General features: G+C 71.8%; 26 protein-coding genes. 18 read left to right on the forward strand and 8 right to left on the reverse strand.

Annotated elements, in window-relative coordinates; all coding sequences use genetic code 11:
• Positions 1-9: 9 nt before the first annotated feature.
• The 4 genes from QP090_RS21660 to QP090_RS21675 all read left to right on the forward strand — a co-directional run bounded on the left by QP090_RS21660 (position 10) and on the right by QP090_RS21675 (position 3,483).
• Positions 10-1,389 (forward strand): class-II fumarase/aspartase family protein, encoded by a 1,380-nt coding sequence (locus QP090_RS21660; protein WP_285940947.1) that lies wholly within the window; start codon positions 10-12, stop codon positions 1,387-1,389.
• Positions 1,386-2,144, forward strand: a complete 759-nt coding sequence (locus QP090_RS21665; protein ID WP_285940948.1) for an SDR family NAD(P)-dependent oxidoreductase — start codon at positions 1,386-1,388, stop codon at positions 2,142-2,144. The genes QP090_RS21660 and QP090_RS21665 overlap by 4 nt, the downstream gene beginning before the upstream one ends.
• A gap of 210 nt (positions 2,145-2,354) precedes the next feature.
• Complete coding sequence (locus QP090_RS21670) at positions 2,355-2,915, forward strand: DUF4262 domain-containing protein (RefSeq protein ID WP_285940949.1); 561 nt, start codon at positions 2,355-2,357, stop codon at positions 2,913-2,915.
• A 10-nt stretch (positions 2,916-2,925) separates the two neighbouring features.
• Positions 2,926-3,483 (forward strand): GNAT family N-acetyltransferase, encoded by a 558-nt coding sequence (locus tag QP090_RS21675; protein WP_285940950.1) that lies wholly within the window; start codon positions 2,926-2,928, stop codon positions 3,481-3,483.
• Here the strand turns inward: QP090_RS21675 and QP090_RS21680 are convergent.
• A complete protein-coding gene (locus QP090_RS21680) occupies positions 3,470-3,871 on the reverse strand; it encodes a hypothetical protein (RefSeq protein WP_285940951.1) in 402 nt (133 codons plus the stop codon). The genes QP090_RS21675 and QP090_RS21680 overlap by 14 nt on opposite strands.
• A gap of 167 nt (positions 3,872-4,038) precedes the next feature.
• Here QP090_RS21680 and QP090_RS21685 point away from each other — a divergent pair, with 167 nt between their 5' ends.
• On the forward strand, positions 4,039-4,779 hold the full coding sequence (locus QP090_RS21685; protein WP_285940952.1) for a pyrimidine reductase family protein: 741 nt from the start codon (positions 4,039-4,041) through the stop codon (positions 4,777-4,779).
• Here QP090_RS21685 and QP090_RS21690 read toward each other — a convergent pair.
• Positions 4,758-5,474: a dihydrofolate reductase family protein gene (locus QP090_RS21690; protein ID WP_285940953.1), complete on the reverse strand. Its 717-nt coding sequence runs from the start codon at positions 5,472-5,474 to the stop codon at positions 4,758-4,760. The two genes, QP090_RS21685 and QP090_RS21690, sit on opposite strands and share 22 nt — an antisense overlap.
• Before the next feature lie 138 nt (positions 5,475-5,612).
• Between QP090_RS21690 and QP090_RS21695 the strand changes: the two genes are divergently transcribed.
• The 3 genes from QP090_RS21695 (at position 5,613) to QP090_RS21705 (ending at position 10,929) form a co-directional block, all read left to right on the forward strand.
• Entirely contained in the window at positions 5,613-6,704 is a 1,092-nt protein-coding gene (locus QP090_RS21695; RefSeq protein WP_285940954.1) for an ATP-dependent DNA ligase, read from the forward strand.
• Positions 6,705-6,929: 225 nt separating this feature from the next.
• Positions 6,930-9,371 carry a HelD family protein gene (locus QP090_RS21700; protein WP_285940955.1) on the forward strand — a complete coding sequence of 814 codons (2,442 nt, stop codon included), beginning with the start codon at positions 6,930-6,932 and terminating at the stop codon, positions 9,369-9,371.
• Positions 9,372-9,456: 85 nt separating this feature from the next.
• Positions 9,457-10,929 (forward strand): aldehyde dehydrogenase family protein, encoded by a 1,473-nt coding sequence (locus QP090_RS21705; protein WP_285940956.1) that lies wholly within the window; start codon positions 9,457-9,459, stop codon positions 10,927-10,929.
• Positions 10,930-10,966: 37 nt separating this feature from the next.
• Here QP090_RS21705 and QP090_RS21710 read toward each other — a convergent pair whose 3' ends face one another.
• Both QP090_RS21710 and QP090_RS21715 read right to left on the reverse strand, forming a co-directional pair.
• Entirely contained in the window at positions 10,967-11,455 is a 489-nt protein-coding gene (locus QP090_RS21710) for a GNAT family N-acetyltransferase (protein ID WP_285940957.1), read from the reverse strand.
• 9 nt (positions 11,456-11,464) lie between these two features.
• Complete coding sequence (locus tag QP090_RS21715; RefSeq protein ID WP_285940958.1) at positions 11,465-12,157, reverse strand: FadR/GntR family transcriptional regulator; 693 nt, start codon at positions 12,155-12,157, stop codon at positions 11,465-11,467.
• 267 nt (positions 12,158-12,424) lie between these two features.
• On the opposite strand from QP090_RS21715, the gene leuA reads away from it, so the two are divergent.
• Both leuA and QP090_RS21725 read left to right on the forward strand, forming a co-directional pair.
• Positions 12,425-14,113, forward strand: a complete 1,689-nt coding sequence (gene leuA / locus QP090_RS21720) for a 2-isopropylmalate synthase (protein WP_285941395.1) — start codon at positions 12,425-12,427, stop codon at positions 14,111-14,113.
• A 140-nt stretch (positions 14,114-14,253) separates the two neighbouring features.
• Positions 14,254-16,221 (forward strand): Xaa-Pro dipeptidyl-peptidase, encoded by a 1,968-nt coding sequence (locus QP090_RS21725; RefSeq protein WP_285940959.1) that lies wholly within the window; start codon positions 14,254-14,256, stop codon positions 16,219-16,221.
• A gap of 131 nt (positions 16,222-16,352) precedes the next feature.
• On the opposite strand, the gene QP090_RS21730 is transcribed toward QP090_RS21725, so the two are convergent.
• Together QP090_RS21730 and QP090_RS21735 are read right to left on the reverse strand one after the other, a co-directional pair.
• Positions 16,353-16,817 carry a nuclear transport factor 2 family protein gene (locus QP090_RS21730; protein WP_285940960.1) on the reverse strand — a complete coding sequence of 155 codons (465 nt, stop codon included), beginning with the start codon at positions 16,815-16,817 and terminating at the stop codon, positions 16,353-16,355.
• Positions 16,818-16,917: 100 nt separating this feature from the next.
• Complete coding sequence (locus tag QP090_RS21735; RefSeq protein ID WP_285940961.1) at positions 16,918-18,441, reverse strand: FAD-dependent monooxygenase; 1,524 nt, start codon at positions 18,439-18,441, stop codon at positions 16,918-16,920.
• Positions 18,442-18,559: 118 nt separating this feature from the next.
• On the opposite strand from QP090_RS21735, the gene QP090_RS21740 reads away from it, so the two are divergent.
• From QP090_RS21740 to QP090_RS21750, 3 genes are all read left to right on the forward strand, one after another.
• The gene (locus tag QP090_RS21740) at positions 18,560-19,357 is read left to right on the forward strand and encodes a TetR/AcrR family transcriptional regulator (RefSeq protein WP_285940962.1); all 798 of its coding nucleotides are present in this window, start codon (positions 18,560-18,562) and stop codon (positions 19,355-19,357) included.
• A 196-nt stretch (positions 19,358-19,553) separates the two neighbouring features.
• The gene (locus QP090_RS21745; protein ID WP_285940963.1) at positions 19,554-20,249 is read left to right on the forward strand and encodes an HAD hydrolase-like protein; all 696 of its coding nucleotides are present in this window, start codon (positions 19,554-19,556) and stop codon (positions 20,247-20,249) included.
• 73 nt (positions 20,250-20,322) lie between these two features.
• Positions 20,323-20,949, forward strand: a complete 627-nt coding sequence (locus QP090_RS21750) for a hypothetical protein (protein WP_285940964.1) — start codon at positions 20,323-20,325, stop codon at positions 20,947-20,949.
• 99 nt (positions 20,950-21,048) lie between these two features.
• On the opposite strand, the gene QP090_RS21755 is transcribed toward QP090_RS21750, so the two are convergent.
• Entirely contained in the window at positions 21,049-21,477 is a 429-nt protein-coding gene (locus QP090_RS21755) for an ATP-binding protein (protein WP_285940965.1), read from the reverse strand.
• A 99-nt stretch (positions 21,478-21,576) separates the two neighbouring features.
• Here QP090_RS21755 and QP090_RS21760 point away from each other — a divergent pair, with 99 nt between their 5' ends.
• Genes QP090_RS21760 through QP090_RS21775 form a run of 4 tightly spaced genes read left to right on the forward strand, consistent with a single transcriptional unit; the run spans position 21,577 to position 22,971 of the window.
• A complete protein-coding gene (locus QP090_RS21760) occupies positions 21,577-22,392 on the forward strand; it encodes a helix-turn-helix domain-containing protein (RefSeq protein ID WP_285940966.1) in 816 nt (271 codons plus the stop codon).
• Positions 22,389-22,583, forward strand: coding sequence for a DUF397 domain-containing protein (locus QP090_RS21765; RefSeq protein WP_285940967.1), 195 nt, complete (start codon positions 22,389-22,391; stop codon positions 22,581-22,583). Before QP090_RS21760 ends, QP090_RS21765 begins: the two co-directional genes overlap by 4 nt.
• Positions 22,580-22,780: a DUF397 domain-containing protein gene (locus QP090_RS21770; protein ID WP_285940968.1), complete on the forward strand. Its 201-nt coding sequence runs from the start codon at positions 22,580-22,582 to the stop codon at positions 22,778-22,780. The genes QP090_RS21765 and QP090_RS21770 overlap by 4 nt, the downstream gene beginning before the upstream one ends.
• A 5-nt stretch (positions 22,781-22,785) precedes the next feature.
• On the forward strand, positions 22,786-22,971 hold the full coding sequence (locus tag QP090_RS21775; protein ID WP_285941396.1) for a DUF397 domain-containing protein: 186 nt from the start codon (positions 22,786-22,788) through the stop codon (positions 22,969-22,971).
• 201 nt (positions 22,972-23,172) lie between these two features.
• On the opposite strand, the gene QP090_RS21780 is transcribed toward QP090_RS21775, so the two are convergent.
• On the reverse strand, positions 23,173-24,582 hold the full coding sequence (locus tag QP090_RS21780; RefSeq protein ID WP_285940969.1) for a DHA2 family efflux MFS transporter permease subunit: 1,410 nt from the start codon (positions 24,580-24,582) through the stop codon (positions 23,173-23,175).
• A gap of 222 nt (positions 24,583-24,804) precedes the next feature.
• On the opposite strand from QP090_RS21780, the gene QP090_RS21785 reads away from it, so the two are divergent.
• A complete protein-coding gene (locus QP090_RS21785; protein WP_285940970.1) occupies positions 24,805-25,365 on the forward strand; it encodes a TetR/AcrR family transcriptional regulator in 561 nt (186 codons plus the stop codon).
• Positions 25,366-25,380 lie beyond the last annotated feature (15 nt).

Consider the following 25,380-nt stretch of genomic DNA (forward strand, 5'->3'; position numbering starts at 1 on the left):
AGGTCTCCCATGCCGGAACACTGCCGCCACGAACGCGGCCACATCACCGACTCGCGGTTCTACGGCGATCGCTACGCCACCGCCGCGAGCAGACACATCTTCTGCGACATCTGCCGCAAACAGCGCTGGCTGGACATCGAGGCGGCGCTGGCCCTGACCCAGGGTGAGCTGGGCGTGATCCCGGCCGAGGTCGCCGAGCAGATCGCCGCAGTGGCCGACCTCGACCACGTCGACCTCGACCAGGTGCAGGCGGAGACCGAGCGCTCGGGGCACTCGCTGATCGGGCTGCTTCGCGCGCTGGAAACGGCGTGCGGACCGACCGCCGGACAGTTCATCCACTTCGGCGCGACCACCCAGGACATCCAGGACACCGGTCAGTCCCTGGAGGCCAGGGACGTGCTCGACACGCTCTCGCCGGCGCTGGACGACATCATCCGCAGCCTGACCGAAACCGCGGGCCGGCACTCCAGGACGATCGGGCTGGGCCGCACCCACGCGCAGCCGGCGCTGCCGATGGCGTTCGGCCTCAAGGTGGCCAGCTGGCTCGACGAGTTGCTCCGGCACCGGGAACGGGTGACCCGTCTGCGCGCCCATACCCCGACCGCCCAACTGTTCGGCGGGGCCGGGACGATGGCCAGCTTCGACGGTCGAGGCCGGGCCACCCTGGAACGGTTCGCCGAGCGGCTGGGGCTGGTCGTCCCCGACCTCGGATGGCACGTCGCCCGGGACCGGGTCACCGAGTTCGTCAGCACGTTAGCGATGATCACCGGCACGTTGGCCCGGATGGCCGACGAGATCCGCACGCTGTCCCGGCCCGAGTTCGGCGAGGTCGAAGAGGCGTGGCGGACCGGCAAGGTCGGCAGCAGCACGATGCCGCACAAGCGCAATCCCGAGCGCTGCGAACAGATCGTGGCGCTGTCCCGGCTGGCCGCCGCGCAGGCCGGGCTGGCGCTGACCGCGATGGTAGGCGACCACGAGCGCGACGCGCGGTCGCTGCGCCTGGAGTGGGCCTGCGTGCCGGACGTGTCCCATTACTGTCTGGCCGCGGCCGAGATCGCGACCGAGGTCGTCACCGGGCTGATCGTGCACCCCGACCGGCTGGCCGTCAACGTGGAGACGGTCACCGGCCAGGTGATGTCCGAGCGGGTCATGTTCGCCCTCGGCGAGCACATCGGAAAGCAGCAGGCCCACGAGTACGTCTACCAGCTCATGCAGGAGGCGCACAGCCGCGACCTCCCGGTCCGCAAGCTGGCCGCCTCGGATCCGATGATCACCGACCGGTTCACCGACGCCGAACAGGAGCGCCTGTTCGAGCCGGCCAGCTACCTCGGCGAATCACCAGAGCTGACGATGCGGGTCGTGGAACGCGCCCGTGCCACCGTCTCGTGACGGGCGCCGAATCGGCGGGCGGGGCGCCGGGCGTGGCCGTGGTGTCCGGCGCGGCGACCGGGATCGGACGGGCCATCACCGCCCGGCTCGCCGCGAGCCGGGCCGGCGAGGTGATCGCGGTGGGGCGCAGGTCCGACCGGCTCGCCGGCCTCGCCGACCGGCTGGGTCCGCGCGTCGTCGTGGTCGCGGCCGACCTGAGCGAGCCGGACGGGGCGCGGCGCGTGCTGGCCGCGGTGGCCGGACGGCCGGTGGACATCCTGGTGAACAACGCCGGAGGCAACGCCGATCCCCACCGGGTGCAGGAACTGGACGCGCTGGCCGAGGCCTGGCGGGCCAACCTGCACGCCAACGTGCTCCCTGCCGTCCTGCTCACCCATGCCCTGCTTCCCCTGCTGGCCCGGCCCGGTGGCCGGATCGTCACGGTCGGGTCGGTGGCGGCGGTACGTGGTCCGGCCACCTACGGCGGGGCCAAGGCCGCGCTGCACCCGTGGTCGGCGGAGCTCGCCGCCCAGTTGGCCGGCGACCAGATCACCGTCAACGTCGTGGCCCCGGGATATGTCACCGACACCGAGTTCTACGGCGACCGGATGTCCTCGGACCTGCACGCGGACAGGTCGAGACGGTCGCCGATGAACCGGGGGGCCACCCCTGAGGAGGTCGCCGCCACGGTCTGCCATCTCGCCGGCCCGGAGGCCGGATTCATCACCGGTCAGGTCGTTCACATCAACGGGGGGGCACTGCTGGCGGGACGCTGACGGCGGATCGCACACACCGGAGGAACCGTTCGATAGCCGCTCCTGCATCTCACCGCCCGCGCGCACCGATTCCGCCGCCACACATCGGCACTGGGCGCAGTTCGGCCCGGTCTCCCACCACGCGGGCCGCCGCCCGGCGCGGGACGGCGCCGCGGCGGGGCCCGCCGGGCGAGACTCTCGCGGACCCGCCGGGATCGTAAGCTGGGCGCCATGCCCGACGGCCGACCCCTGTGCCACTGCGTCATCTGCCATGACCACGGTGACCGCGATCGGCTCGACAACTTCCAGCTCCGCACGATCGTGCACATCACCCAGTACGGGTGGAGCGTCGTGCTCGTCCACCCCGACGGAGAAGGCCCCGGCTGGGCGTACACCATCGGCCTGTGGCACAGCCACCGCTCGTCCGAGCTGGCGATGTTCGGCAGCGACGTCTACGAGATGGAGGAGATCCTCAACGCCCTCGGCCGGCAGACCGCCGAGGGCGCTCCCCCGGAGGACGGCGAGCGCCGCGAGGAGGCCGCGCGCGGCGGCGCGGCGGCGTTCCGCCCCGTCGCCCCCCGCTGGTACGAGGCGCTGTTCGGCGGCGCCGTGGCGTTCTACCGCCGCCCCCCGCTGCCGTTCCTCCAGGTCGTCTGGCCCAACCCCGACGGGCTGTTCCCATGGCAGCCGGGCACCGACCTCCCGTTCCGCCACTCGCAGCCGTGGCTGTGGCTCGACCCGCGCCAGCATCCCCAGGGCGCGTGGACCCGGCACCTCGGAGGCACCCCGTAAGGTCTGCGGGATGTTCGGACCGATCGCCGAGACCCTCCAGACGCCGCGCCTCCGGCTGGAACCGCTGGCCGTCCACCATGCCGCCGAGATGGCCGAGGTGCTGGACGACCCGCGCCTGCACGCCTTCATCGGCGGCGAGCCGCTGTCGCCCGCCGACCTGCGCGCCCGGTACGAGCGGCTGGTGGCGGGCCCCGAGCCGTTCCACCAGGAGGTCTGGCTGAACTGGATCGTCCGCCGCCGCCGCGACCGCCGGGCCGTCGGCACCGTCCAGGCCACCGTCGCCCCCGGCCCGTCCGGCCCGGTGGCCTCGGTCGCCTGGGTCGTCGGGATGCCCTACCAGGGCTTCGGGTTCGCCACCGAGGCGGGCCGCGCCCTGCTCGCCTGGCTCGCCGCCCAGGGCGTCACCGCGTTCACCGCCGACATCCACCCCGGCAACCTCGCTTCGGCCGCCGTGGCCCGCCGCCTCGGCCTGCGCCCCACCGCCGACCTCCGCCACGACGAGGTCGTCTGGAGGAAGGACGGGCAGGGCGGGCAGGACGGGCGGGTGGCGGGTCTCAGGGGCGGCTGACCTCGATCGCGGTCAGGAACACCAGGACCACGGTGGCGACCGCGACCAGGCCGTGGACGGCGACGGCCGCGGCCGGGAAGGCTTGCTCGGCCCCGCGCGCGTGGCGTCCGCCGCGTCCGACCAGCCAGCGGGTGAACAGCAGGAACCCCTGGAAGACGACCACGAGCAGCGCCGCGAACGCGGTCCAGGCGAACCCCGCCCGGCCGGTGGCCAGGTAGGCGATCCAGACGGCCAGTCCCACCACGGCGGCGAGCGGATGCCCGACCACCAGCAGCAGCGGGAACCTGGTGACCTTGGTCGACGGCCCCCCGTTCAGCATCCAGATCATCAGCAGGTACACCCCCGCCATCGCGGCGAGTACCCATGCGACGAGTGCGGCGAACTCCACCCCGCTCCCTTCGGTGCGGTTCTTCCCCGGTTCTTTCCCGGTTCTTTCCCCGGGGGCCATTGTCACCCGGAACGGGCCGGCGCCATGCCGGATTCGTACAGAATGCGATACGGACAGTGATCCGCCTCCCCCGATCGGGCGGAACGGTGCACTAGCTTGTGCTGTCTATGCAGCCTGTGGATCTCATCCGGCGCCTCGCGCCGTCCGCGGACCCGGTGGACCTGGCCGAGGACTACGCCTACCCCGAGCAAGGGCGCTGGCTCCGCGCCAACATGGTGTCCAGCCTGGACGGCGCGGCCACCCGCGACGACCGCAGCGGCGGCCTCGGCGGCGCCGCCGACCGGCTGGTGTTCTCGACGCTGCGCGGGCTCGCCGACGCCATCGTGGTCGGTGCCGGGACGGTCCGCGCCGAGGAGTACGGCCCCGTCCGGCCCGGCGAGGGGTGGGACCGGCTCCGCGCGGGCCGGCCGGCCGTCCCGCCGCTGGCGATCGTGTCGCGCGGCCTCGCTCTCGACTTCGACGCGCCGGTGTTCACCGAGACCGGGGCCCGGACCATCGTGCTCACCACCGAATCGGCCGCCCCGGCGCGGCTGCGCGCCGCGCGCGAGCGGGCCGACGTGATCGTCGCGGGCCGCGACCGGCTCGACTTCGGCGCCGCCGCCGACGCGCTGGCCGAGCGCGGCCACACCCGGCTGCTGTGCGAGGGAGGTCCGGGGGTGCTGGCCCAGGTGGCGGCGGCCGGGCTGCTCGACGAGCTGTGCCTGACGCTCAGCCCGCTGCTGGTGGCGGGCGCGGGGCCGCGCGTCCTGCACGGCCCGGCGATGGCCGTCGCGGCCGAGCTGCGCCTGGCCCACGTGCTGGAGAGCGAGAGCTTCCTGCTGCTGCGCTACGCGCGCGGCAGCAGGTAGCGGACGAACAGCACGCCCTCGTCCTCGTAGAGCGCGGCGAGCCGTACCGGGACCTCGGCGCCGAGCCCGCCGAGCGCGCGCGTGTGGCCGGGCCCGCCGCCGAGGAGGGCCGGCGCGACGTTGAGGCACAGCTCGTCGGCCAGTCCCGCGCCGATCAGCGCGGCGGCCAGCGTGGGCCCGCCCTCGCAGAGCAGGTGCCGGTGGCCGAGGTCCTCGCGCAGCGTCCGGACGGCGGCGCGCAGATCGACGTCGTCGTCCCCCGCGACGATCACCCGCGCGGGCGGGAGCGGCGGGGCCGCGGCGGACGCGAGCGCGGCCTTCGAGGTGACCACGAGGGTCGGCGTCTCGGCGGCGGTGAACAGCGGCAGCGTCCAGTCCAGGTCGAGCGACCGGCTCACCACGACGATCGGGGCGGGCGGGCCGCCGCGGCGCTCGCGCAGGTCGGGACGGAGCCGGGCCGGGCCGAGGCGGCCGGTGCGGGCGGTCGCGGCGCCGACCAGGATCGCGCCGGTCAGGGCGCGCAGCGTCCGGAACACGCGGAAGTCGGCGGCGCCGCCCAGGCCGTCCGTCCAGCCCTCGGCGTCGGTGACCGACCCGTCGGCGCTCATCACCATGCCGACGCGGAGTGCGGGGGCGTCGGCGTACGCGTCCCAGGGGTCGACGCCGGAGGCGGGTTCGGGCAGCAGGCGGCGCATGCCCGCAGGCTAGCGGAGGCGCCGGCCGGGGGGTTCGCCATGGTCCCCGTGCGCCGGGCGGTATCGGCGGGCCCGTCCCGACGCGCCCTCCCGGTCCCGGAGCGATCTTTTGTCAGTGGCAGGGCGCAAAATGGGGGGATGGATCTGCCGATCAGTCCGCCGCTGTCGCCGATGCTGGCCAAGGCGGTCAAGACCATGCCCGAGGGCGACCTGCTGTACGAACCCAAGTGGGACGGGTTCCGCTGCATCATCTTCCGCGACGGCGACGAGGTCGAACTCTCCAGCCGCGGCGAGAAACCGCTCACCCGCTACTTTCCCGAGCTGGTCGAGGCGGTGCGGCGCGAGCTGCCCGAGCGCTGCGTCGTCGACGGCGAGATCGTGCTGAGCAGGGGCACCCATCTCGACTTCGACGCTCTCCAGCAGCGCATCCACCCGGCCGCGTCGCGGGTCAAGCTCCTGTCGGAGGAGACGCCCGCGTCGTTCGTCGCGTTCGACCTGCTGGCGCTCGGCGACGAGTCGCTGCTGGAGGTGCCGCTCGGCGAGCGGCGGCGCCGACTGGTCGAGGCGCTCTCGGACGCGGGCGACCCGTTCCACGTCACCCCGGCCTCCGACTCCCACGAGGTGGCGCTGCGCTGGTTCGACGAGTTCGAGGGCGCCGGGCTCGACGGCGTGATCGCCAAGCCGCGCGACCTGCCCTACCAGCCCGACAAGCGGGTGCTGTTCAAGGTCAAGCACGAGCGCACCGCCGACTGCGTGGTGGCCGGGTTCCGCTGGCACAAGTCGGGGCCGATCGTCGGTTCGCTGCTGCTCGGCCTCTACGACTCCGAGGGGCATCTCCAGCACGTCGGCGTCGTCGGGGCGTTCCCGATGAAGCGCCGCGCCGAGCTGGTCGACGAGCTCCAGCCCTACCGGATGGAGACCTTCGACGGGCATCCGTGGGAGGGGTGGGCGCAGCAGACCGAGGCGACCACCGACCGGCTGCCGGGCGCCGTCTCCCGCTGGACGGGCAAGAAGGACCTGTCATGGGTGGCGGTGCGTCCCGAGCTGGTCGTCGAGGTGGCCTACGAGGCGATGCAGGGCGACCGGTTCCGGCACATGGCCCGGTTCCGCCGCTGGCGGGCCGACCGCACGCCCGAGTCGTGCACCTACGAGCAGCTTGAGGTGCCGGTCGCCTACGACCTCGACGACATCTTCAACGGGGAGGCCCAGAGCCCCCGCGCCGACCGCTGACCACGCGGTACGGGTGAGCACCTGACCCCGGCCCCGGCTCCGCCCCTCAACGGGCCGGGCCGGGGCCGGGCGCGTCATCAGGGTGCGTGGTCAGGGGCGGGTGCCACGAAGGCGACCGGCTTTCCGGCCACGATGGCCGGTTCGGCCGAGAACGAGTGGTACGCTAGCGACTTACGAATTGCGCAGACAAGTATCCCACCCTCTGAATAGGAGGCTATAGGACGCATGCCAGCCCGTCAAGTCAAGTCCGTATCGGACAACACCGGCAGCGCAGGCGAGGACGATGTCCGCGACACCGCGCTGCGCGCCGAGCAGGAGTACGTCTCCCGCGTCTACGACCGGCTCGACACCGAGCGCGCCACCGCCGAGGCGACCCTGCGCTCCGGGCCCGGGGCCGGCGGGGGAAGCGGGTTCCAGGCGGCGGTCGAGCGCGAGGTGGCGACCGAGGAGGCGGCGAACAGGCTCGCCCGGCTCTCCGGCGTCGAGCGGGCGCTGTGCTTCGGCCGCGTCGACCACCGGGCCGAGGCGGGCACCCCCGGCGACACGTTCTACATCGGCCGCGTCGGGCTGCGCGACGAGCACCGCGTCCCGCTCCTGATCGACTGGCGGGCCGAGGCGGCCCGCCCGTTCTACACCGCCACGCCGAGCTCCCCCGGCACCCTCGCGCGCCGCCGCCACCTGCACCTGCGCGGGCGGGAGGTGGTCCGGCTGGACGACGAGGTGTTCGACCTGGAGGGGCTGGCCGAGGCCGACCGCGGCACCATCGTCGGCGAGGCCGCGCTGCTGGCGACGCTGCGCCGCGGTCGGACCGGACGGATGGGCGACGTGGTCGCCACCATCCAGGAGGAGCAGGACCAGGTGATCCGGTCCGGGCTCCAGGGCGTCCTGGTGGTGCAGGGCGGTCCCGGCACCGGCAAGACCGTGGCCGCGCTGCACCGCGCCGCGTACCTGCTCTACACCCACCGTGACGCGCTCGAACGGCGCGGCGTCCTGGTGGTGGGGCCGAACGCGACGTTCCTGCGCTACATCGAGCAGGTGCTCCCCGGTCTCGGCGAGACCGACGTCGCCCTCGCCACCGTCGGCGAGCTGTACCCGGGGGTGCGCACGACCGCGGTCGAGACGCCGGAGACCGCCGTCGTCAAGGGCGATCTGCGGATGGCCAGCCTGGTCGAGGCCGCCGTCCGCGAGCACCAGCGCGTCCCGGACGGCGACCTGGAGGTCGAGTACGACGACCTGACGCTCCGCGTCACCCACGAGAAGTGCCTGGAGGCCCGCGACCACGCCCGCTCGGTGCGCGCCGGGCACAACGTCCAGCGCCGCGTCTACGTGCACGCGCTGCTCGACGTGCTCGCCCTGGACCGGGCCGAGCAGTACGACCGGCTGGCCGACGAGCCGCTGGAGCAGATGGCCCGGTCCGGCGGCCTCCCCGGCTGGCTCCAGGAGCTCATGGACGAGTCGGTGGACGAGCCGCTGCTCGACCAGGGGGACCTGCGCCTGGCCAAGGACGAGCTGTGGGAGAACCCCTTCATCCGCGGGGCGATCGACGCCCTGTGGCCCGAGCTGAGCCCGCAGTCGCTGCTGCGGGGGCTGTTCGCCGACGCCGAGGGCCTCCGCCGCCTGGGCGCCGCGTTCACCCCCGGCGAGCTGCGCCGCCTGCACCGTCCCGCCGACTCCCCGTGGACGACGTCCGACGTCCCCCTGCTCGACGAGGCCGCCGAGTGGGTCGGCCGGCACGATCCCGCCGAACGGGCCCGCCGCCGCAAGGCCGATGCGGAGCGGCGGGAACAGGAGCGGTACGCGAGGGAGGTGATCGAGTCGATCGGCCCGGGGGCCGCCGGAGGGGCCGGGGGTCCTGGCAGCGCGTCCCCCGAGGAGCAGATCGCCGAGCTGGACCTGGTCGACGCCGCCGCGCTCGCCGAGCGCTACCACGACGACGGCCCGCCGCTCACCACCGCCCAGCGCGCCTCCGCCGACCGGGAGTGGGCGTACGGGCACGTCATCGTGGACGAGGCGCAGGAGCTGTCGGAGATGGCCTGGCGCACGGTGATGCGGCGCGTCCCGACCCGGTCCCTCACCGTCGTCGGCGACATCGCGCAGACCGGCAGCCCGGCGGGGGCCCGGTCGTGGGGCCAGATGCTGGAGCGGTACGTCCAGGACCGGTGGCGCGAGCAGCGGCTCCTGGTCAACTACCGGACCCCGGCGGCGATCATGCGGGTGGCCGCCGACGTGCTGGCCGCGGTCGCCCCCGACCAGGTCCCGCCGGAGCCCGTCCGCGACGACGGGCCTCCCCCGGTGTCGCTGCGCATTCCGGCCGCCGACTACGGCGACCGGCTGCCCGCGCTCGTCCGGTCGGAGCTGGAGCTGATCGGTGAGGGCCGGCTCGCGGTGATCGCCTCCGGCGCCGCGCACGGGGCGGTGCTCGCCGCGCTGCCCGGGATGGCGGCCGGCAACGCCCCCGAGGCGCTGGACGCCCCCGCCGTCGTGCTCACCACCACCGAGTCCAAGGGGCTGGAGTTCGACTCGGTGATCGTGGTCGACCCGGTCGGGATCACCGGCGGCGCCCCGCACGGCGGTCGGGACCTCTACGTCGCGATCACCCGCGCCACCCGCCGCCTCACCGTCGTCCACGACGGCGGCCTACCCGACATGCTCGCCGCCCTCCGCTGACCGCCGCCCTCCACTGACCGGCGGGGGCGGTGCGCCGCCCCCGCCTTCCCCCACGAGGTCAACCAAGCGTACGCTTGGTCATCGCATGACGGATTCCGGAAGGGACGCGATGACAGAGCTGCGCGAGTACTCCAACCTGATCGGCGGCGAGCTGCGCCCGGCCTCGGGCGGCGGGACGCTCGAGTCGGTCGATCCGGCCACCGGGGAGGTCTGGGCGACGATCCCGCGCAGCACCGCCGAGGACGCCGCCGCCGCCGTGGCCGCCGCGCGCGCCGCGTTCCCCAGGTGGTCGGGGATGCCCGCCGCGGGGCGCGCGCACTACCTGCGCAAGGTCGCCGCGGTGTTCGCCGAGAACGCGCGGGAGCTGGCCGAGCTGGAGACCCGCGACAACGGCCGGATCATCAGCGAGACGGCCAAGCGCGACCTGCCCGGCATGACCTATCTGTGGAACAGCGCCGCCGCCGAGTGCGCCGCCGCGGTCGAGGGCCGGAGCGTGGACTTCGGCCCGTCCAGCCTGGGCGTCACCCGGCGCGAGCCGTACGGGGTGACACTCGGGATCATCCCGTGGAACTCCCCCATCTCCACCTTCTCGGCCAAGGCCGCGTTCGCCCTGGCGGCCGGCAACACCGTGATCATCAAGCCCGCCGAGCAGGCCACCGCGTCCACCCTGCGGGTCGGCGAGCTGCTCCGCGAGGTGCTGCCGGCCGGGGTGCTCAACATCGTCTCGGGCCTCGGCGAGGAGGCCGGCGATCCGCTGGTGCGCAGCCGCGGGGTCGACAAGATCAGCCTGACCGGCTCGGTGCACACCGCCAAGATCATCACCCGTGCCTCGGCCGACTCGCTCAAGCCGCTGGCGCTGGAGCTCGGCGGCAAGTCGCCCAACATCGTGTTCGCCGACGCCGACTTGGACAAGGCCGCGCCCGGCGTCACCACCCAGGCGATCTTCACCGCGAACGCGGGGCAGATCTGCTACGGCGGCTCCCGGATCCTGATCCAGCGCCCCGTCTACGACGAGATGATCTTCCGGATGAAGGCGCTCGCCGAGCGCATCCGGCTCGGCGACCCGATGTCCATGGAGACCACCATGGGCCCGATCGTGTCCCGCGAGCAGTACGAGCGGGTCGTGTCCTACCTGGAGATCGGCGCGAAGGAGGGCGCCGAGCTGGTCTTCGGCGGCCGGTCCGGCGCCGCGGTGGTGGACGACGACCGGTACGCGGGCGGCTACTGGGTCGAGCCCACCCTGTTCGCCACCGGCGACAACTCGCTGCGGATCTGCCAGGAGGAGATCTTCGGCCCGGTCGCGGTGGTGATCCCGTTCGACACCGAGGAAGAGGCCCTCGCCCTCGCCAACGACTCGGTCTACGGCCTCGCCGCCGGCGTCTGGACGAACTCCCTCGGCACCGCCCAGCGCATGTTCCGCAACCTGGAGACCGGCACCGTCTGGGTCAACACCTTCCGCAAGGTGATGTTCCCGCTGGAGGGCGTCAAGGACAGCGGCTACGGCCACGACTCCGTGATGGCCTACACCCGCGAGAAGTCCGGCCTCTTCGAGATCTGATCCATCCGGACGCGCCGCTGCCCGTGACCGGGGCCGGTCAGGGGCAGCGGCGTTCCATCAGGACCACGTCGCGCCAGCTGGAGCGGCCCTCGAAGTCGTGGCGGCCGAGGCGTTCGCGGACGCCCACCGTGCGGAAGCCGAACCCCTCGTGGAGCCGGATGCTGGCGGTGTTCTCGGGGAAGATGCCCGCCTGGAGCGTCCACAGGCCGCCCTGGTCGGCCGAGTCGACCAGGGCGCCGAGGAGGGCGCGGCCGACGCCGCGGCCCCGGGCGTCCGGGTGGACGTAGACCGACACCTCGGCGACGCCGGCGTAGACCGGACGGGCGGAGTACGGCGAGAGCGCCGCCCAGCCGAGCACCCGCTCGGCGTCGCGGGCGACGAAGCGGTGGCCGGGCAGCCTGCCCGCGGTGAACTTCTCCCAGGTCGGCGCCGCCGTCTCGAAGGTGGCCTTCCCCTCGTCGACGCCGGCCTGATAGATGGCGAGCACCTCGGAGGCGTGCTCGGGGCGCAAGGGCGAGATCTCCACGCCCCGAGGTTAGGACCGCTCGGTTTCCGACACGTTACGCAGGATGCGGCGCAGCTCGGCCTGGACGGCGTCGCCCGCGGCGGCGGGGTCGCGGTCGCGGACCGCCTCGACCAGGGCGGCGTGCGCCTCACGGCCGTGGTCGTCCTCGGCGTCGCGGACGTCGACGATGCGGACCAGGTCGAGCAGGCCCTCGCGGAGCACCGGGGCGAATCCGGCGAACAGGTCGGCCAGCACCGGGTTGTGCGCGGCGGACACGACGGCGGCGTGCAGCGCGATGTCGGCGTCGATGAACGCCTCGGTCCCCCTGGCGGCGTCGCGGGCCGCGAGGGCCGCGTCGAGCGCGGCCAGGTCCGCGGCGGTGTGCCGCCGCGCGGCCAGCTCGGCGGCCCGGACCTCGATCATCATCCGGACCTCGTAGACGTCGGCCAGCGAGGCGCGGCGGAGCCGGGCCGCCCAGTCCTCGGCGGGCTCGGTGGCGATGACGAAGACGCCGGCCCCCTGCCGCGCCTGGAGCAGCCCGGCGCCGGCGAGGGCGCGGACGGCCTCGCGGACGGTGGAGCGGCCGACGCCGAGCTGCTTGGCGAGGGTGGTCTCGCCGGGGAGCCGGGTGCCGACCGGCCACGACCCGTCGGCGATCTGCTCGCGCAGGTGGTCGGCGGCCTGTTCGACCAGGGGGCTGGGACGGAGCGGGCCCAGTGCCATTCCGGTACCTCTCAGGTTGTCTGAGGAGCTGATGTGTGGTTAGGGTGGCCATTATGTCGCAGCGCGCGCTTCTTCTCGGCCGCCGCGGCGGGGCCTGATCCGACCGGCACCCCGCCGCGGGGTCCGGCGCTGCCGGTCGTCCACCGGCGACCTTGAGGAACGCACGTGAGCAGCACCCCGTCCCCGACGGCCTTCCCCACCCTGCGCACCCCCTCCGGCCCCGTGCCGGACGGCGCGCCCGCCTGGAATCCGCAGCGCGGCAGCGCCATGCCCTTCCACCGCTACCGGCCCGTGTTCGAGCGGGTGCGGGTGCCCGAGATCGACCGCACCTGGCCGTCCGCCCGCATCGAGACCGCCCCGCTGTGGGTGCCGGTCGACCTGCGCGACGGCAACCAGGCGCTGGCCGAGCCGATGGACCCCGCCCGCAAACGCCGGATGTTCGACCTGTTCACGGCCATGGGCTTCAAGGAGATCGAGGTCGGCTACCCCTCGGCCAGCCGGGCCGACTTCGACTTCGTCCGGCACCTGGCCGAGTCCGGCGCGGTGCCGGACGACGTCACCGTCGTGGTCTTCACCCCCGCCCGCCGCGACCTGATCGAGCGGACCTTCGCCTCGATCGAGGGCCTGCCCCGGGTGGTGGTGCACATGTACACCGCGACGGCCCCGGTCTGGCGCGAGGTCGTCCTCGGCCGCGACCGCGCGGACCTGCACGCGCTGATCAGGGACGCGGCCGGGCAGGTGGCCCGGCTGGCGGGCGGCCGGGCGGGCGTCCGGTTCGAGTTCTCGCCCGAGGTCTTCATGCTCACCGAGCCGGACTTCGCGCTGGAGGTGTGCGACGGGCTGACCGCGCTGTGGGACGCCTCCCCGGACCGCCCGGTGATCCACAACCTGCCGGTCACCGTCGAGGTCGCCACCCCCAACGTGTACGCCGACCAGATCGAGTACATGCACCGCCACCTCGCCCGGCGCGACTCGGTGATCCTCTCGGTGCACCCGCACAACGACCGCGGCACCGGTGTCGCCTGCGCCGAGCTGGCGGTGCTGGCCGGGGCGCAGCGGGTCGAGGGCTGCCTGTTCGGCAACGGCGAGCGCACCGGCAACGTCGACCTGGTCACGCTCGCCCTCAACCTGCACGCGCAGGGCGTGGACCCGCGGATCGACCTCTCCGACATCGACGAGATCCGCCGGACGGTCGAGCACTGCAACCGGCTGCCGGTGCACGAGCGCCACCCCTACGGCGGCGACCTCGTCTACACCGCGTTCTCCGGGACGCACCAGGACGCGATCAGCAAGGGCATGGCGCACCACGCCGAGCGGGCCGCCGCGCTCGGCGTCCCGGCCGGTCAGGCCCCGTGGAACGTCCCGTACCTGCCGATCGACCCCGGGGACGTGGGCCGCGACTACGAGGCGGTCATCCGGGTCAACAGCCAGTCCGGCAAGGGCGGGATCGCCTACCTGCTGCGCACCGGCCACGGCCTGGACCTGCCCCGCCGCCTCCAGATCGAGTTCTCCGAGGTGGTGCAGCGCGCCACCGACGACAGCGGCGAGGAGGTGAGCGGCAAGGAGCTGTGGGAGCTGTTCCGCGCCGAGTACCTGGACCGCGCGGACGACGGCCCGGTGACGCTGGCCGGATGGCGGACGGGCCACACCGGGCCCGGCCGCCACGACTTCACCGGCGTCCTGCGGATCGATGGGCGGGAGGCCGAGCACACCGGTTCGGGCAACGGCCCCCTGGACGCGCTGACCGGCGCGCTCGCCGCCGCCGGGACGGCGGTGGACGTCCTCCAGTACGTCGAGCACGCGACCGCGGCCGGGCGGGACGCCCCCGCCGTCGCCTACGCCGAATGCCGCGTCGACGGCGTCACCCGCTGGGGCGCGGGCCGGGACACCTCGATCCTCACCGCGTCCGTCCGCGCCGTCCTGTCGGCCGTCAACCGCGCGAAGCGTCCCGCCTGACCGTTTCGGGGGACGCGCGGCGCAAGGGCCGCCGGTGACCAAAACCGGCCGGAGTTGCGGAGGCGGCCCCCTTTACCGCGCGGCGCCGGACGAGGAGCCTGTGCCCCCGTAGAGATCATTTCGATGTCACGGAGGTGCGGGTGCCCAGGCGATCCCTGAAACGGACCCGGCGGAGCACGACCCTCGCCGCGCTGGCCTGCGCGGCGCTGATCGGCGCCGCCGGCGTGGCCCCGGCCGCGTCGGCGGCGCCGCGGGTCGTGGTGAAGGACGGCGTGACGCAGCCGGCCTTCTCCTACAAGGACGCGATCCGCGAGCACGTCTACGTCGAGTCCCCGGTCGACAGCGACCACGACGGCAGGCGCGACCGGGTCAACGTGGACATCATCCGGCCCAAGGAGACCGAACGCGGGCTCCGGGTCCCGGTGATCATGGACGAGAGCCCCTACTACGACAACCTCGGCCGCGGCAACGAGAGCGAGCGCAAGACCTACGACGCCGCCGGGAACCCGGTGAAGTTCCCGCTGTACTTCGACAACTACTTCGTGCCGCGCGGCTACGCCTTCCTCGCCGTCGACATGGTCGGCACCACCCGGTCGGACGGCTGCCCGGTCAGCGGCGGCCCGTCCGACGTCCTCGGCGGCAAGGCCGTGGTCGACTGGCTGAACGGCCGCGCCAAGGCGTACAGGCCGGACGGCTCGCCCGCCAAGGCGTCCTGGACCACCGGCCGCACCGGAATGATCGGAAAATCGTACGACGGGACCCTCGCCAACGGCGTCGCCGCCACCGGCGTCAAGGGCCTGGAGACCATCGTGCCGATCTCGGCGATCAGCGGCTGGTACGACTACAGCCGGATGAACGGCGTCAAGTACTGGACCGACGAGCAGCCGGGCCTCGCCGACACCGTCGACACCGACCCGCCCGCCAAGTGCGCCGCCGTCAACGCCGGGCTCGACCGGGGCGAGGACGACGCGACCGGCAACGACAACGCCTACTGGAAGACCACGAACTACCGCGACGGGACGATCGGGAACGTCGGGAACGTCCGCGCCAGCGTGTTCGCCTACCACGGCGTCAACGACCTCAACGTCAAGACCAGCAACTTCGGCAAATGGTGGGACGGCCTCGCCGAGCGCGGCGTGACCCGCAAGGTGTGGCTGTCGCAGCGCGGCCACGTCGACCCGTTCGACGCGCGCCGGGACGCGTGGATCGCCACCCTGCACAAGTGGTTCGACCACGAGCTGATGAAGGTGGACAACGACGTCCTGAAGGAGCCCCGCGCCGACATCGAGGTCGGCCCCGACCAGTGGATCACCCAGCGCGACTGGCCTGCCCCAGGTGCCCGCGCCCTCACCCTAAAGCCCGGCGCGGACGGCTCCCTCGGCCCGAAGGGCGCCGCCAAGGGCGCCGCCGCGTCCTACACCGACGCCCCCGGCGCCGAGAACTACGGCTACACCGAGGCGGAGATGGTCACCGACCCGACCACCGCCAAGCCGTACCGCCTGGCGTACGTGTCGGGCCCGCTCCCCCGCACCGCGCGGCTGTCCGGCACCCCCGACGCGCACCTGAAGATCAAGCTCGACCGGCCCACCGCCGACCTGACCGCCCTCCTGGTCGACTACGGCACCGACACCCGCGTGAACTACCTCGGCGCGGGCTCGGGCATCGAGACCCTCACCACCGAGAGCTGCCACGGTGAGAGCACCCCCGCCGACGACGCCTGCTACAAGCAGGCGCGGGTCACCACGATCACGTCCGACGTGAACGTGATCGCCCGCGGCTGGCTCGACGCCCAGAACCGCACCTCGCTCAGCAGGCCGTCCCCGCTCACCCCCGGCAAGTACAACGGGGTCGGCTGGCAGACGCTGCCCCAGGACTACGTCCTGAAGAAGGGGCACCGCCTGGCGCTCGTCCTCGCGGGTGCCGACGCCGACTACAACACCGAGACGCCCACCGGCGCCCGGGTGACGGTCGACCTCGCGGGCAGCTCGGTCCGCGTCCCGGTCGTCGACGCCGGAGAGGCCGCCGCCCTGGTGGCCCCGCGGGCCGAGAGCACCTGGCGCGGCCCGACCCAGGTCACCCTCCCCAGGCAGGAGAAGAAGTTCAACTGACCCGAGACGGCCCCGGGCACCGCGCCCGGGGCCGTCCCCTGTCAGAACTCGACCTGTTCGCCCGGCTTCAGGTGAAGGCGCTCGGACAGCCCCGCGTCCTCGAACGCCGCCTCCAGCGTGCCGCTGGGCACTCAGGCTTCTCCGGCCTTCTGCGCCAGTGCCGCCTCGCGTTCGAGTGAGATATCCCGGAGAAGCGCAGTGTCCTGGTAGAACGAACGCTTCTTGGTGATCTTGCCGTTCGCCACGTCGACCAGCTCGAGAACGGTCATCCGCCACGGGGCGCCGTGGATATCAGTGCCACTGTTCGTGGCCACCACCACCACGCGCGTGGGACCGTCGGCAATGAGCTCGTCAACGCTGATGGCCGGGATGTCCAACCCGGTCAGCTCGTGCATCCGATGCCGCGCGGGCCCGATGGCGGCTCCCCTGTGAACGCCGCTGTCGGGGTGGCCCCAGTTGAGCTCGACTTCCTGCTCGTCGGTCAGCTCTTTGATCGTTGCGAAGTCCGGGCCGCCGGGTACCCGGAGAACGGCTTCGTAGAAGCGGCGGACCACTTCCTTGTTCAGCTCGGGCTGGGTCGGGCTTTCACTCGGCATAGAAGTTCCCTCTTTTCGAAGGTGCCCCGGAATCGGTGTGGATCCGGGGAACTCGGGGCTGGTTCGCCCGCCGCGCGCCGGTCGGCTTCGCGGCGTCCTGTCAGGCTGTCGGGCCGCCGAACCAGCGGGTCGCGGCGCGCCGGAACGCCTCGTGATCGGGGTCGTGGTCGTCGGTCCAGGCGACGACGCCGTCGGGCCGGATCAGCAGCGCGCCGAATCCGAGGTCGTTGCTCACCGGTCCGGCCGCGTAGCGGATCGGGCCCTTCCAGATCATCGCCGCGTCGTGCAGGCGCTGGTCGGTGGTGAAGTCGAGTGCGACGCCGTGTCCTTCGCGCAGCAGGTCGCCGAGGCGGGTGCCGTCGGCGAGACGGAAGTCCGGGGCGGTCCGGCCGACGAGTGGCTGGTCGCTGCCCAGGTCGTAGCGGTGGGACAGTCCCGAGGTGCTGCGGAACACGTGGGTGGTCCCCTCACGGGTGCTGAGCAGGTCGTGCACCAGCCGTCGCAGGGCCGGGGCGTCGGGGCCGGGATTCATGGTCGCGACCTGGGCGCGCGACCAGTCGAGGATCGCCGCGCCGATGGGGTGGCGTTCGGCGGTGTAGGTGTCGAGCAGGCCGTCCGGCGCGGTGCCGTGGATGGTGGCGGCGAGCTTCCAGCCGAGGTTCATGGAGTCGCCGATGCCGAGGTTGAGGCCCTGGCCGCCGAGCGGGGAGTGGATGTGGGCGGCGTCGCCGGCGAGCAGGATGCGGCCGTTCCGGTAGGCCGTGACCTGCATCGCGCGGTCGGTGAAGCTGGAGGCGAGATGGACCCCGGTGAGTGCCGTGTCGGTGCCGGAGACCCGGCGCAGGACCGTCTGGAGGTGCTCGCGCGTCAGCGGCTGCGAGCGGTCGAAGGCGCCGCCGTCGAAGTCCATCATGCCCAGGTGCCCTTCGAAGGGCGTCCGCAGGTACATGCCGGCCGGCGTCAGGTGGAAGCCCATGGCCAGCTTCTGCGGATCGGCGAAGGCGACGCGGGCGGTGTAGCCGGTGAACAGCGGTTCGGTGCCGACAAAGTCAAAGCCCGCCAGTTCGCGCACCGTGCTGCGTCCGCCGTCGCATCCCACCAGCCAGCGCGCCTGGTGATCGCGCCCGCCGGCTCGTGTGACGACGGTGTCGCCGTCCTGGGTCACGGCCTCGACGGCAGCGCCCCGCAGGATCTGCACACCGAGCCCGGCCGCCCACTCGGTCAGTACCGTCCCGACCGCCTCAAGGCTGGTCATGATGCCCTCCATCGCCGGGCCGGGAAGCCGGAACGGAAGGGCGGTGGCATCGATGTCGGCCGGGTCGAGCCGCATGCCCGCGAAGTGGCTCACGTCACGAGGAGCCGGCGGCTCGTGCGCGTCGGGGTCCGCGCCGATCAGCTCCCCGTCGGCGCTTGAGGCATTCAGCAGCTCTTCCAGCATCCCGCGGCGGTAGAACGTCTCGACCGATCCGGCGTTCAGGCCCCGCATCCCCAGCGGGAGCGCCTTCCACGGCGAGGTCCGCTCCCGGTCCCGCTCCAGCACCAGGACCGAGCAGTCCGCCAGCGCGAGCTCACCGGCAAGGAACAGGCCCACCGGACCGGCACCCACGATCACCACGTCGTACACGTTGAGCCTCCTTCGATCGGATCGCCCGGCGAGACCCCGGGCACTTATGGAGCACCGCCCCAAGATGGAACGCTACTCCATAGTGGCCCAGTGCTCCAGACGTGTCAGACTGTCGGGCATGGCCATACGGACACGTCAATCACAGCGACGCAGGCAGGTGCTCACCCTGGAGCGCATCGTCGAGACCGCTGTCGAGCTGCTGGACGCGGAAGGCGAGGGCGCCCTGACGGTCCGGGCGCTGACCGGCCGCCTGGCCACCGGATCCGGCGCGATCTACTGGCACATCGGCACCATGGACGAGCTGCTGGAGGCCGCGACCGACACCGTCATCGCCACCGCCCTGCACACGCGACCCACCCAGCCCGCGGAGACCACCGACGCCGGCGGGGCCGCAGGCACGCCCCAGGACGAGATCCGCGCCGTCGCACTCGGCCTGTTCGACGCGGTCACCGAACACCCATGGCTCGCCGCCCAGCTCGCGGTGCAGCTCACCCGCAACCCCTGGGGACCGGTGACATTGCGGATCTTCGAGAGCATCGGCCGGCCCGTCCGCACGCTGGGCGTACCACAAGGCGACTGGTTCACCACGACCTCGACGCTGGTCCACTACATCCTCGGCGCCACCACCCAGACCTCCCAGAACACCGGCGACGACAGGGCCCCCGGCTCCGAGGCGGACCGTGCCGAGTTCCTCGACACCGCGTCCAGGGCATGGCAGGATCTCGACCCCGACGATTACCCGTTCATCCGGGCCGTCGCAGACCAGATGCGCGAGCACGACGACCGCGAACAATTCCTCACCGGAATCGCCCTCGTCCTTACCGGCATCACCACCCTCCATCCACCGCATCAAGGCTCCCTTCCCCCGGGTGACGTTCCTCAGAGGTCCAGCCGGCCGCCGCGAAGGCGTCCATGACCGCCTCATGGAGCGGGAGTGAGCAGACGCGGACGAGGTCGCGGTCGGCGTTCTCGCCGGAGTCTTCGTCGTCGAGCAGGGTCCGCGGTTCCACCACCGGCCCCAGCGCCTGCCCCCGACAACTCGGTGATCGGGGCAGCCGCATCGAGAAGAGGACCTGATGCTCCTGGTCGTTCCCGGCCCGTACCATCGCCACGTGCGAACTCTGGTGCTCTGGGACATCGACCACACGCTGATCAAGGTCACCGGGTTCAGCCGCGTGATGTACGCGGAGGCGTTCCTTCAGGTCACCGGCCGCCCCCTCGAACAGCTCGCGCCCATGGCCGGACGCACCGAACGCGCCATCTCCAGCGAGACCCTGCTCCTGCACGGCATCACGCCCACCGACCCCCTCGTCGAGTCCCTCACCACCGCCCTGGCGAGCGCGTTCACCGCCCGCCGGCACGAGATCGACGCCCACGGCCACGCACTCCCGGGGGCACATGCGGCGCTGGACGCCCTCGCCGTCCGGGACGAGGCCGTCCAGTCGGTGCTCACCGGGAACGTGCGCACCGTCGCGGTCCACAAGCTGGCCGCGTTCGGGCTGGACCACCTCGTCGACTTCGAGGTCGGCGCCTACGGCACCGACCACATCGACCGTCCGCCCCTCGTCCGCCTGGCCCAGCGGCGCGCCCACCGCAAATACGCCCACCCCTTCGACGCCGCGACCACCGTCCTGGTCGGCGACACCCCGCACGACGTCGCGGCGGGCCGCCAGGGCGGCGCCCGCGTGATCGCGGTCGCCACCGGCTTCAGCGACGAGGACACCCTCCGCGCCGCCGGAGCCGACCTCGTCCTGCCCGACCTGTCCGACACCGCCACGCTCGTCAAAGCGATCCTCCGGACAGATTGATCTCGGGATGCCGCAGCCTCCCTCTCATCGGTGACCCGGCGCTCATACCGACGCCTGCGGAGCGGGGCGGCGCTTGGCCGATGCTCTGGTGAAGCCCCAGAATCTCTCCATGGACGTGCCTGATCTGCTGCGCTGTGCTGCTGACCTCGTTCCGGTGAGCGCACGGAGCGAGGCCGGCCTCAGCGCCGATGACGTGCGGGAGTACCTCCGTCACGGCGAATGGGAAGTCGCGATGGTCATCCTCGAAGACTTCGGCGGCATTCGGTGGCAGACGATCCAGTACTGGGACCTGCTGGTCGCCGCGGCGCAGCAGATGTGGCTTGGCAGCGACGCGGCCTGGTTCCAATGGCGACGATCCGAAACCCTGCATGGCCTGATCAGAGCCGATCTTCACCTGGTCGCCCCGGACGCGGGAGGCCGCCACCTCCCGGTCCCCGGCGACGGACAACTCCGGCCGATGTGGTCCATCGGCCGGACGACCACCGAGGGACACGCCGATCTGCACATCGCCTTCATCTGGGTCGAGTCCGCGCCCGAGATCCCACCAGGAGGACATGGCCCGGTCAGGCTGCTCCCACTGACCCCGCTCGGCTGGCGGCACCTCGAACCGGGTGACGTCATCACCATGCATGAGCAGCGATCCGTGGCGGCAACGGCGACGATCACACAGGTCCAGCGCCCGCGCGACGCCGCGGGATAGCGCCCAGAGGGAGGAGCGTGCCCGCAGGACACGGGACCTCCGCCGGGCGACCGGCCCTACCAGGTGTCGTGCGGAACAGGTTGATGCAGAGAAGCGGATTCAGGCGACCAAACGGGCCCAGGTCCATTTCCCGCCGCCGGGATCGCGAGTGATGCCGCATTTGCTGGAGAGGGCCTGGACAATGGGGAGCCCCCAGCCGCCATTGTCATCGAACGCCTCTTCGGAGAGATCCAGATCTTCGAGCGTGAGTTCGGTGATCGGCTTGGGCTGAGGAAGGTCGGGACTGGAGTCCCATACGGCGATGACGATCCCTGGAGAGTCGCGGACGATCTGGAAGCGGATCTCCTCGTACGGGGTCTGCCGTGTCGCGTTGGTGACGAGCTCCGAGACGACGAGAAGTGCATCGTCGAGAATGTGAAGACAGTCCCATTTGCACAGTCGCGCGTCCGTGATGCTGCGCGCGAGCCCAACGGCCGCCGGCGTCCCCAGCAGGCGAAAGATCAGATTCCCCGTCGCCGTCACCATCATTGCCCGCTCCTCGCCTCGGTATCCCGATTCCCGCGACAAGGATCATGCGATCGTTCTACTGTTTTCGCGTTATCGAGCGAACCACAAACAGGAGGAACGATGCCCATCACCCGCGAGCCGCTCGAGCCCAAGATCTCTCTTTGGCATTTTCTGGCCTTCTACCTGCGCTTTTTGCGCGAGAAGGCCGGGCTTTCACTCACCCAGTGCGGGCAGATCATCGGAGCTGCACGCTCGACTGTTTCCAACATGGAGGCGGGCAGACAGCGTCCACACGAAGATCAGCTGGTGAAGCTCGACGAGAAATATGGCACAGGGAAGCTATTGCAGGTTTTGCTCTGGTTTGCCCGCATGGCCCATGATCCCGACTGGGGCCGCCAGCTCGTCAAGTACGAGGAGCAGGCTGAGGCGATCCGGAGCTATCACGGCCACACGATCCCCAGCCATCTCCAGACCGAAGAGTACATGCGTGCTCTGGTCGAGGTCGGGACGGCCGATGATGTCGAGGCGGAGATCGCTGAGCGCATCGCGCGTCAACGGACCCTGCTCGTTCGCAAAAAGCCGCCGTTCTTCTGGTTGATCATCGATGAGAAGGCACTGGCGTGCATGGTGGGCGGCCGAGACGCCATGAAGGCGCAGTTGATGTACCTCCGGGAGATGATGGATCTCCCCAACGTCATCATGAGATTCGTTCAGCCTTCGGCGGGTGCGCATCGTGGATTCGATGGCCCCTTCCAGGTCATCAGTCTGGACGGGCGCGACGTCGCGTACGCGGGCGCTCAGAACGGCGGACGGCTGATCGAAGGTCCGGGCGAGGTCAGGGACTTCTGGACTAAGTTTGAACACATCGGCGCAAAGGCCCTCCCGGAAGATGCCTCACGCGCCCTCGTCGAGCAGTACTTGGAGCAGCTCACATGAACGTGCAGTGGCGGAAGAGCACCCACAGCGGCGGCGTCGATGATCAGCACTGCGTCGAACTCGGCCGCCTCTCACCGGGAATCGGCCTGAGGGACTCGAAGGACCCGGCGGGCGCGCACCTCACCCTCACCCCCACCGAATTCGCCGCCCTCATCACGGACCTCAAGAAGCACCCAGAGCTCTACGCATGATCGTGCAGTGGCGCAAGAGCTCACACAGCGGTGGAGCGGACGACGAGCACCGCGTGGAGCTGGGACGTCTTGCACCTCGGGCCGGTGTCGGCGTGCGGGACTCAAAGGACCCAACGGGCACGCACCTCACGCTCACCCCCACCGAGTTCGCCTCGCTCATCGCCGACCTCAAGAGATACTTGGAGACGTACGCGTGACCATCATGTGGCGCAAGAGCTCGTACAGCGGCACGGCCGACGATGACGTGTGCGTCGAGTTGGGGCTCCTTGCAGCAGGAGCCGGTATCGGCGTGCGGGACTCGAAGAACCCGGCGGGCGGACACCTCACCCTCAGCCCCACCGAGTTCGCCGCGCTCGTCACCGACCTCAAGCAGCACCCAGAGCACTAGCCCCGCTCTCGGCCTCCTCGCGGCGCTGCCGTTGGCCCGCCTCAGCCGTTCACGCCTCCAGCACTCCGGATGGCCCTCCGTCACCGGAACAGTGCGCAAAACACCCTCATGGAACACCCCTGACCTGGACGTCTATCCCGGTCGGGGGTGTTCCGGTGATGGGGCTATCCGGAACGATCCACACCAAGATCGTTCTCGGTGTCAACGGCTGCTCCTGACCTCCAAGCCGGTGGTGACCGTGGGTGGGTCGGCGGGTTGTACCGGCGGTGCGGAGGCGTCGGCGGGCTGGGACTTCACCAGCCACAGGCCGGTGAACACGGCGCCGGCCAAGGTGACGGCGCCGGCCGCGACGAAGGCGCTGTTGAGGCCGGCCTCGAAGGACGCGCCACCGGATTCCCGGGTGCGGACGATGGCTCCGAGCACCGCCACACCGAGCACCGCACCGATCTGCCGGGTGGTGCTGCTGACGCCTGAGGCGAGGCCTCCCTCCTGCGGGCTGACCGCCTGGATGGTGGCGCCGGTCAGCGGCGACATCGTCAAGGCGAAGCCGACGCCGACGATCGCCAGCCGCCACCACACGTTCCCGTAGCCGGTGTCGGCGTGCACCTGGCCCAGCGCCACCAGCCCCGCCCCGGCCAGGACCAGGCCGACGGTGACCACGATCCGGAAGCCGTACCTGGCGGCGAGCCGGCTCGCGAACGGGCTGACGACCACCATGGCGAGGGTGGTGGGCAGGGTCTGTAGGCCGGCGCGCAGAATCGAACTGCCCTGGACGTTCACGAAGAATTGGGAGAAGAAGAAGGACGAACCCATGAGCGCGAAACCCACCACGACCATCGCCGTGTTGGACACCGTGAACAACTGCTGCCGGAACAGCCGCAGCGGCAGCATCGGCGTCGCCCCACGTCCTTCGACGACGACGAAGAGGGCGAGGATCACCACCGCGGCGGCGAAGGCGCCCAGGATCAGCGGCGAGGTCCAGCCACGGGAACCGCCCTCGATCAGCCCGTAGGTCAGCGCCCCCACACCCAGGGCGGACAGGACCGTCCCCGGAATGTCGATCGCCGGTGCGCTGGGGTTGCGGGACTCGCCCAGGACGCGCAGACCGGCCAGCAGCAGGACCGCGCCGATGGGCACGTTGACCAGGAAGATGGCGGGCCAGCCGAAGGCGTCCACCAGGACGCCGCCGGCCACCGGTCCGGCGGCCAGGCCGATTCCGCTGAGTCCGGCCCACAGCCCGATCGCCTTGACCCGTTCCTGCGGAACGGGATACGCGGCGGCGAGCAGGGCCAGCGAGGCGGGGCTCAGCGCCGCGGCCCCGATGCCCTGGACCAACCGTCCGGTGATCAGCCAGCCGATCGAGGGTGCGACGGCGCACAGTACGGACGCGAGGGTGAACACCGCGACGCCGGCCAGGAACACCCGCTTGCGGCCGAAGCGGTCGGCGAAGACGCCGCCGGACAGCAGCAGCATGGCGACCAGCAGCACGTAGGCGTCGACGATCCATTGCAGACCGCTCAACTGGGTGTCCAGCCGCTGCTGCATGTCGGGCAGGGCCGCGCCGACGATCGTGTTGTCGAGCAGCACCATGAACTGCCCCAGGCAGGCCACGGTGAGCAACGCTGCCCGGTTCGACCGGATGCCCGCGGCCACAGACGACGCGGCTTTCGTGGTGCTTTCGTGTGCGGTCAACGCTGGTCCCTCCCATGTGTTCGTAGTTCGGCGGCGGTGAAGGCGGCCCGAGACGCTGCAAAAGCAGTTGGCGACTGCATTAGTGGGACTGTAGAGCGACCGTCGGACAAACGCAAGTGAGGACTGCGTTAAGGTGGGGCCATGGACGAGCGACGGCGACCCGGCGGGCGCAGCGCCCGCGTCCGCGCGGCGGTGCACCAGGCCGTCACCGAACTGGTGGGCGAGCGCGGCTACGGAAACTTCACCGTCGGCGAGGTCGCAGCCCGCGCGGGCGTGGCCGACACCAGCGTCTACCGCCGGTGGGGCACCCTGGAAGCCCTGCTCACGGACGTGGTACTCACGCGCCTCAACGCACAGGCGCCGATGCCGGATACCGGAAGCCTGGACGGCGATCTGCGCGCCTACGCGGCCACCGTGTCCCGCGAGATCACCGGACCCCACGGCCTGGCGGTGCTGCGCCTGGTCATCGCCCTGTCCGGCAAGGGCCAACAGGGCGTGCAGGCACGTGACGACTTCCTCGCCGAACGCACCCGACAAATCCAGTCCATGCTCGACCGCGCCGCCGAACGCGGCGAGAAGCCGCCCGACGCGGCCGGTGTGCTCGACCACATCCTGGCCCCGATGTACATACGCGTCTTCCTCGACCCGAGCCCGCTCGCCCCGGACTACGTCGACGGGCTGGTCGACCGGTTGCTGCGTTGACCTCGATACGGATCG

It is taken from the genome of Actinomadura xylanilytica, assembly GCF_030283145.1.
Classification (GTDB): Bacteria; Actinomycetota; Actinomycetes; order Streptosporangiales; family Streptosporangiaceae; genus Spirillospora; species Spirillospora xylanilytica.

Bases quoted from the DNA above. Each gene is read 5' to 3' on its own strand.
- QP090_RS21670 (WP_285940949.1), top strand. From the start codon at position 2,355: ATGCCCGACGGCCGACCCCTGTGCCACTGCGTCATCTGCCATGACCAC.
- QP090_RS21660 (WP_285940947.1), top strand. From the start codon at position 10: ATGCCGGAACACTGCCGCCACGAACGCGGCCACATCACCGACTCGCGG.
- QP090_RS21715 (WP_285940958.1), bottom strand. From the start codon at position 12,157: ATGGCACTGGGCCCGCTCCGTCCCAGCCCCCTGGTCGAACAGGCCGCC.
- leuA (WP_285941395.1), top strand. From the start codon at position 12,425: ATGCCCTTCCACCGCTACCGGCCCGTGTTCGAGCGGGTGCGGGTGCCC.
- QP090_RS21755 (WP_285940965.1), bottom strand. From the start codon at position 21,477: ATGATGGTGACGGCGACGGGGAATCTGATCTTTCGCCTGCTGGGGACG.
- QP090_RS21695 (WP_285940954.1), top strand. From the start codon at position 5,613: ATGGATCTGCCGATCAGTCCGCCGCTGTCGCCGATGCTGGCCAAGGCG.
- QP090_RS21675 (WP_285940950.1), top strand. From the start codon at position 2,926: ATGTTCGGACCGATCGCCGAGACCCTCCAGACGCCGCGCCTCCGGCTG.
- QP090_RS21785 (WP_285940970.1), top strand. From the start codon at position 24,805: ATGGACGAGCGACGGCGACCCGGCGGGCGCAGCGCCCGCGTCCGCGCG.
- QP090_RS21705 (WP_285940956.1), top strand. From the start codon at position 9,457: ATGACGGATTCCGGAAGGGACGCGATGACAGAGCTGCGCGAGTACTCC.
- QP090_RS21700 (WP_285940955.1), top strand. From the start codon at position 6,930: ATGCCAGCCCGTCAAGTCAAGTCCGTATCGGACAACACCGGCAGCGCA.
- QP090_RS21770 (WP_285940968.1), top strand. From the start codon at position 22,580: ATGATCGTGCAGTGGCGCAAGAGCTCACACAGCGGTGGAGCGGACGAC.
- QP090_RS21760 (WP_285940966.1), top strand. From the start codon at position 21,577: ATGCCCATCACCCGCGAGCCGCTCGAGCCCAAGATCTCTCTTTGGCAT.
- QP090_RS21690 (WP_285940953.1), bottom strand. From the start codon at position 5,474: ATGCGCCGCCTGCTGCCCGAACCCGCCTCCGGCGTCGACCCCTGGGAC.
- QP090_RS21730 (WP_285940960.1), bottom strand. From the start codon at position 16,817: ATGCCGAGTGAAAGCCCGACCCAGCCCGAGCTGAACAAGGAAGTGGTC.
- QP090_RS21775 (WP_285941396.1), top strand. From the start codon at position 22,786: ATGTGGCGCAAGAGCTCGTACAGCGGCACGGCCGACGATGACGTGTGC.
- QP090_RS21765 (WP_285940967.1), top strand. From the start codon at position 22,389: ATGAACGTGCAGTGGCGGAAGAGCACCCACAGCGGCGGCGTCGATGAT.
- QP090_RS21740 (WP_285940962.1), top strand. From the start codon at position 18,560: ATGGCCATACGGACACGTCAATCACAGCGACGCAGGCAGGTGCTCACC.
- QP090_RS21685 (WP_285940952.1), top strand. From the start codon at position 4,039: ATGCAGCCTGTGGATCTCATCCGGCGCCTCGCGCCGTCCGCGGACCCG.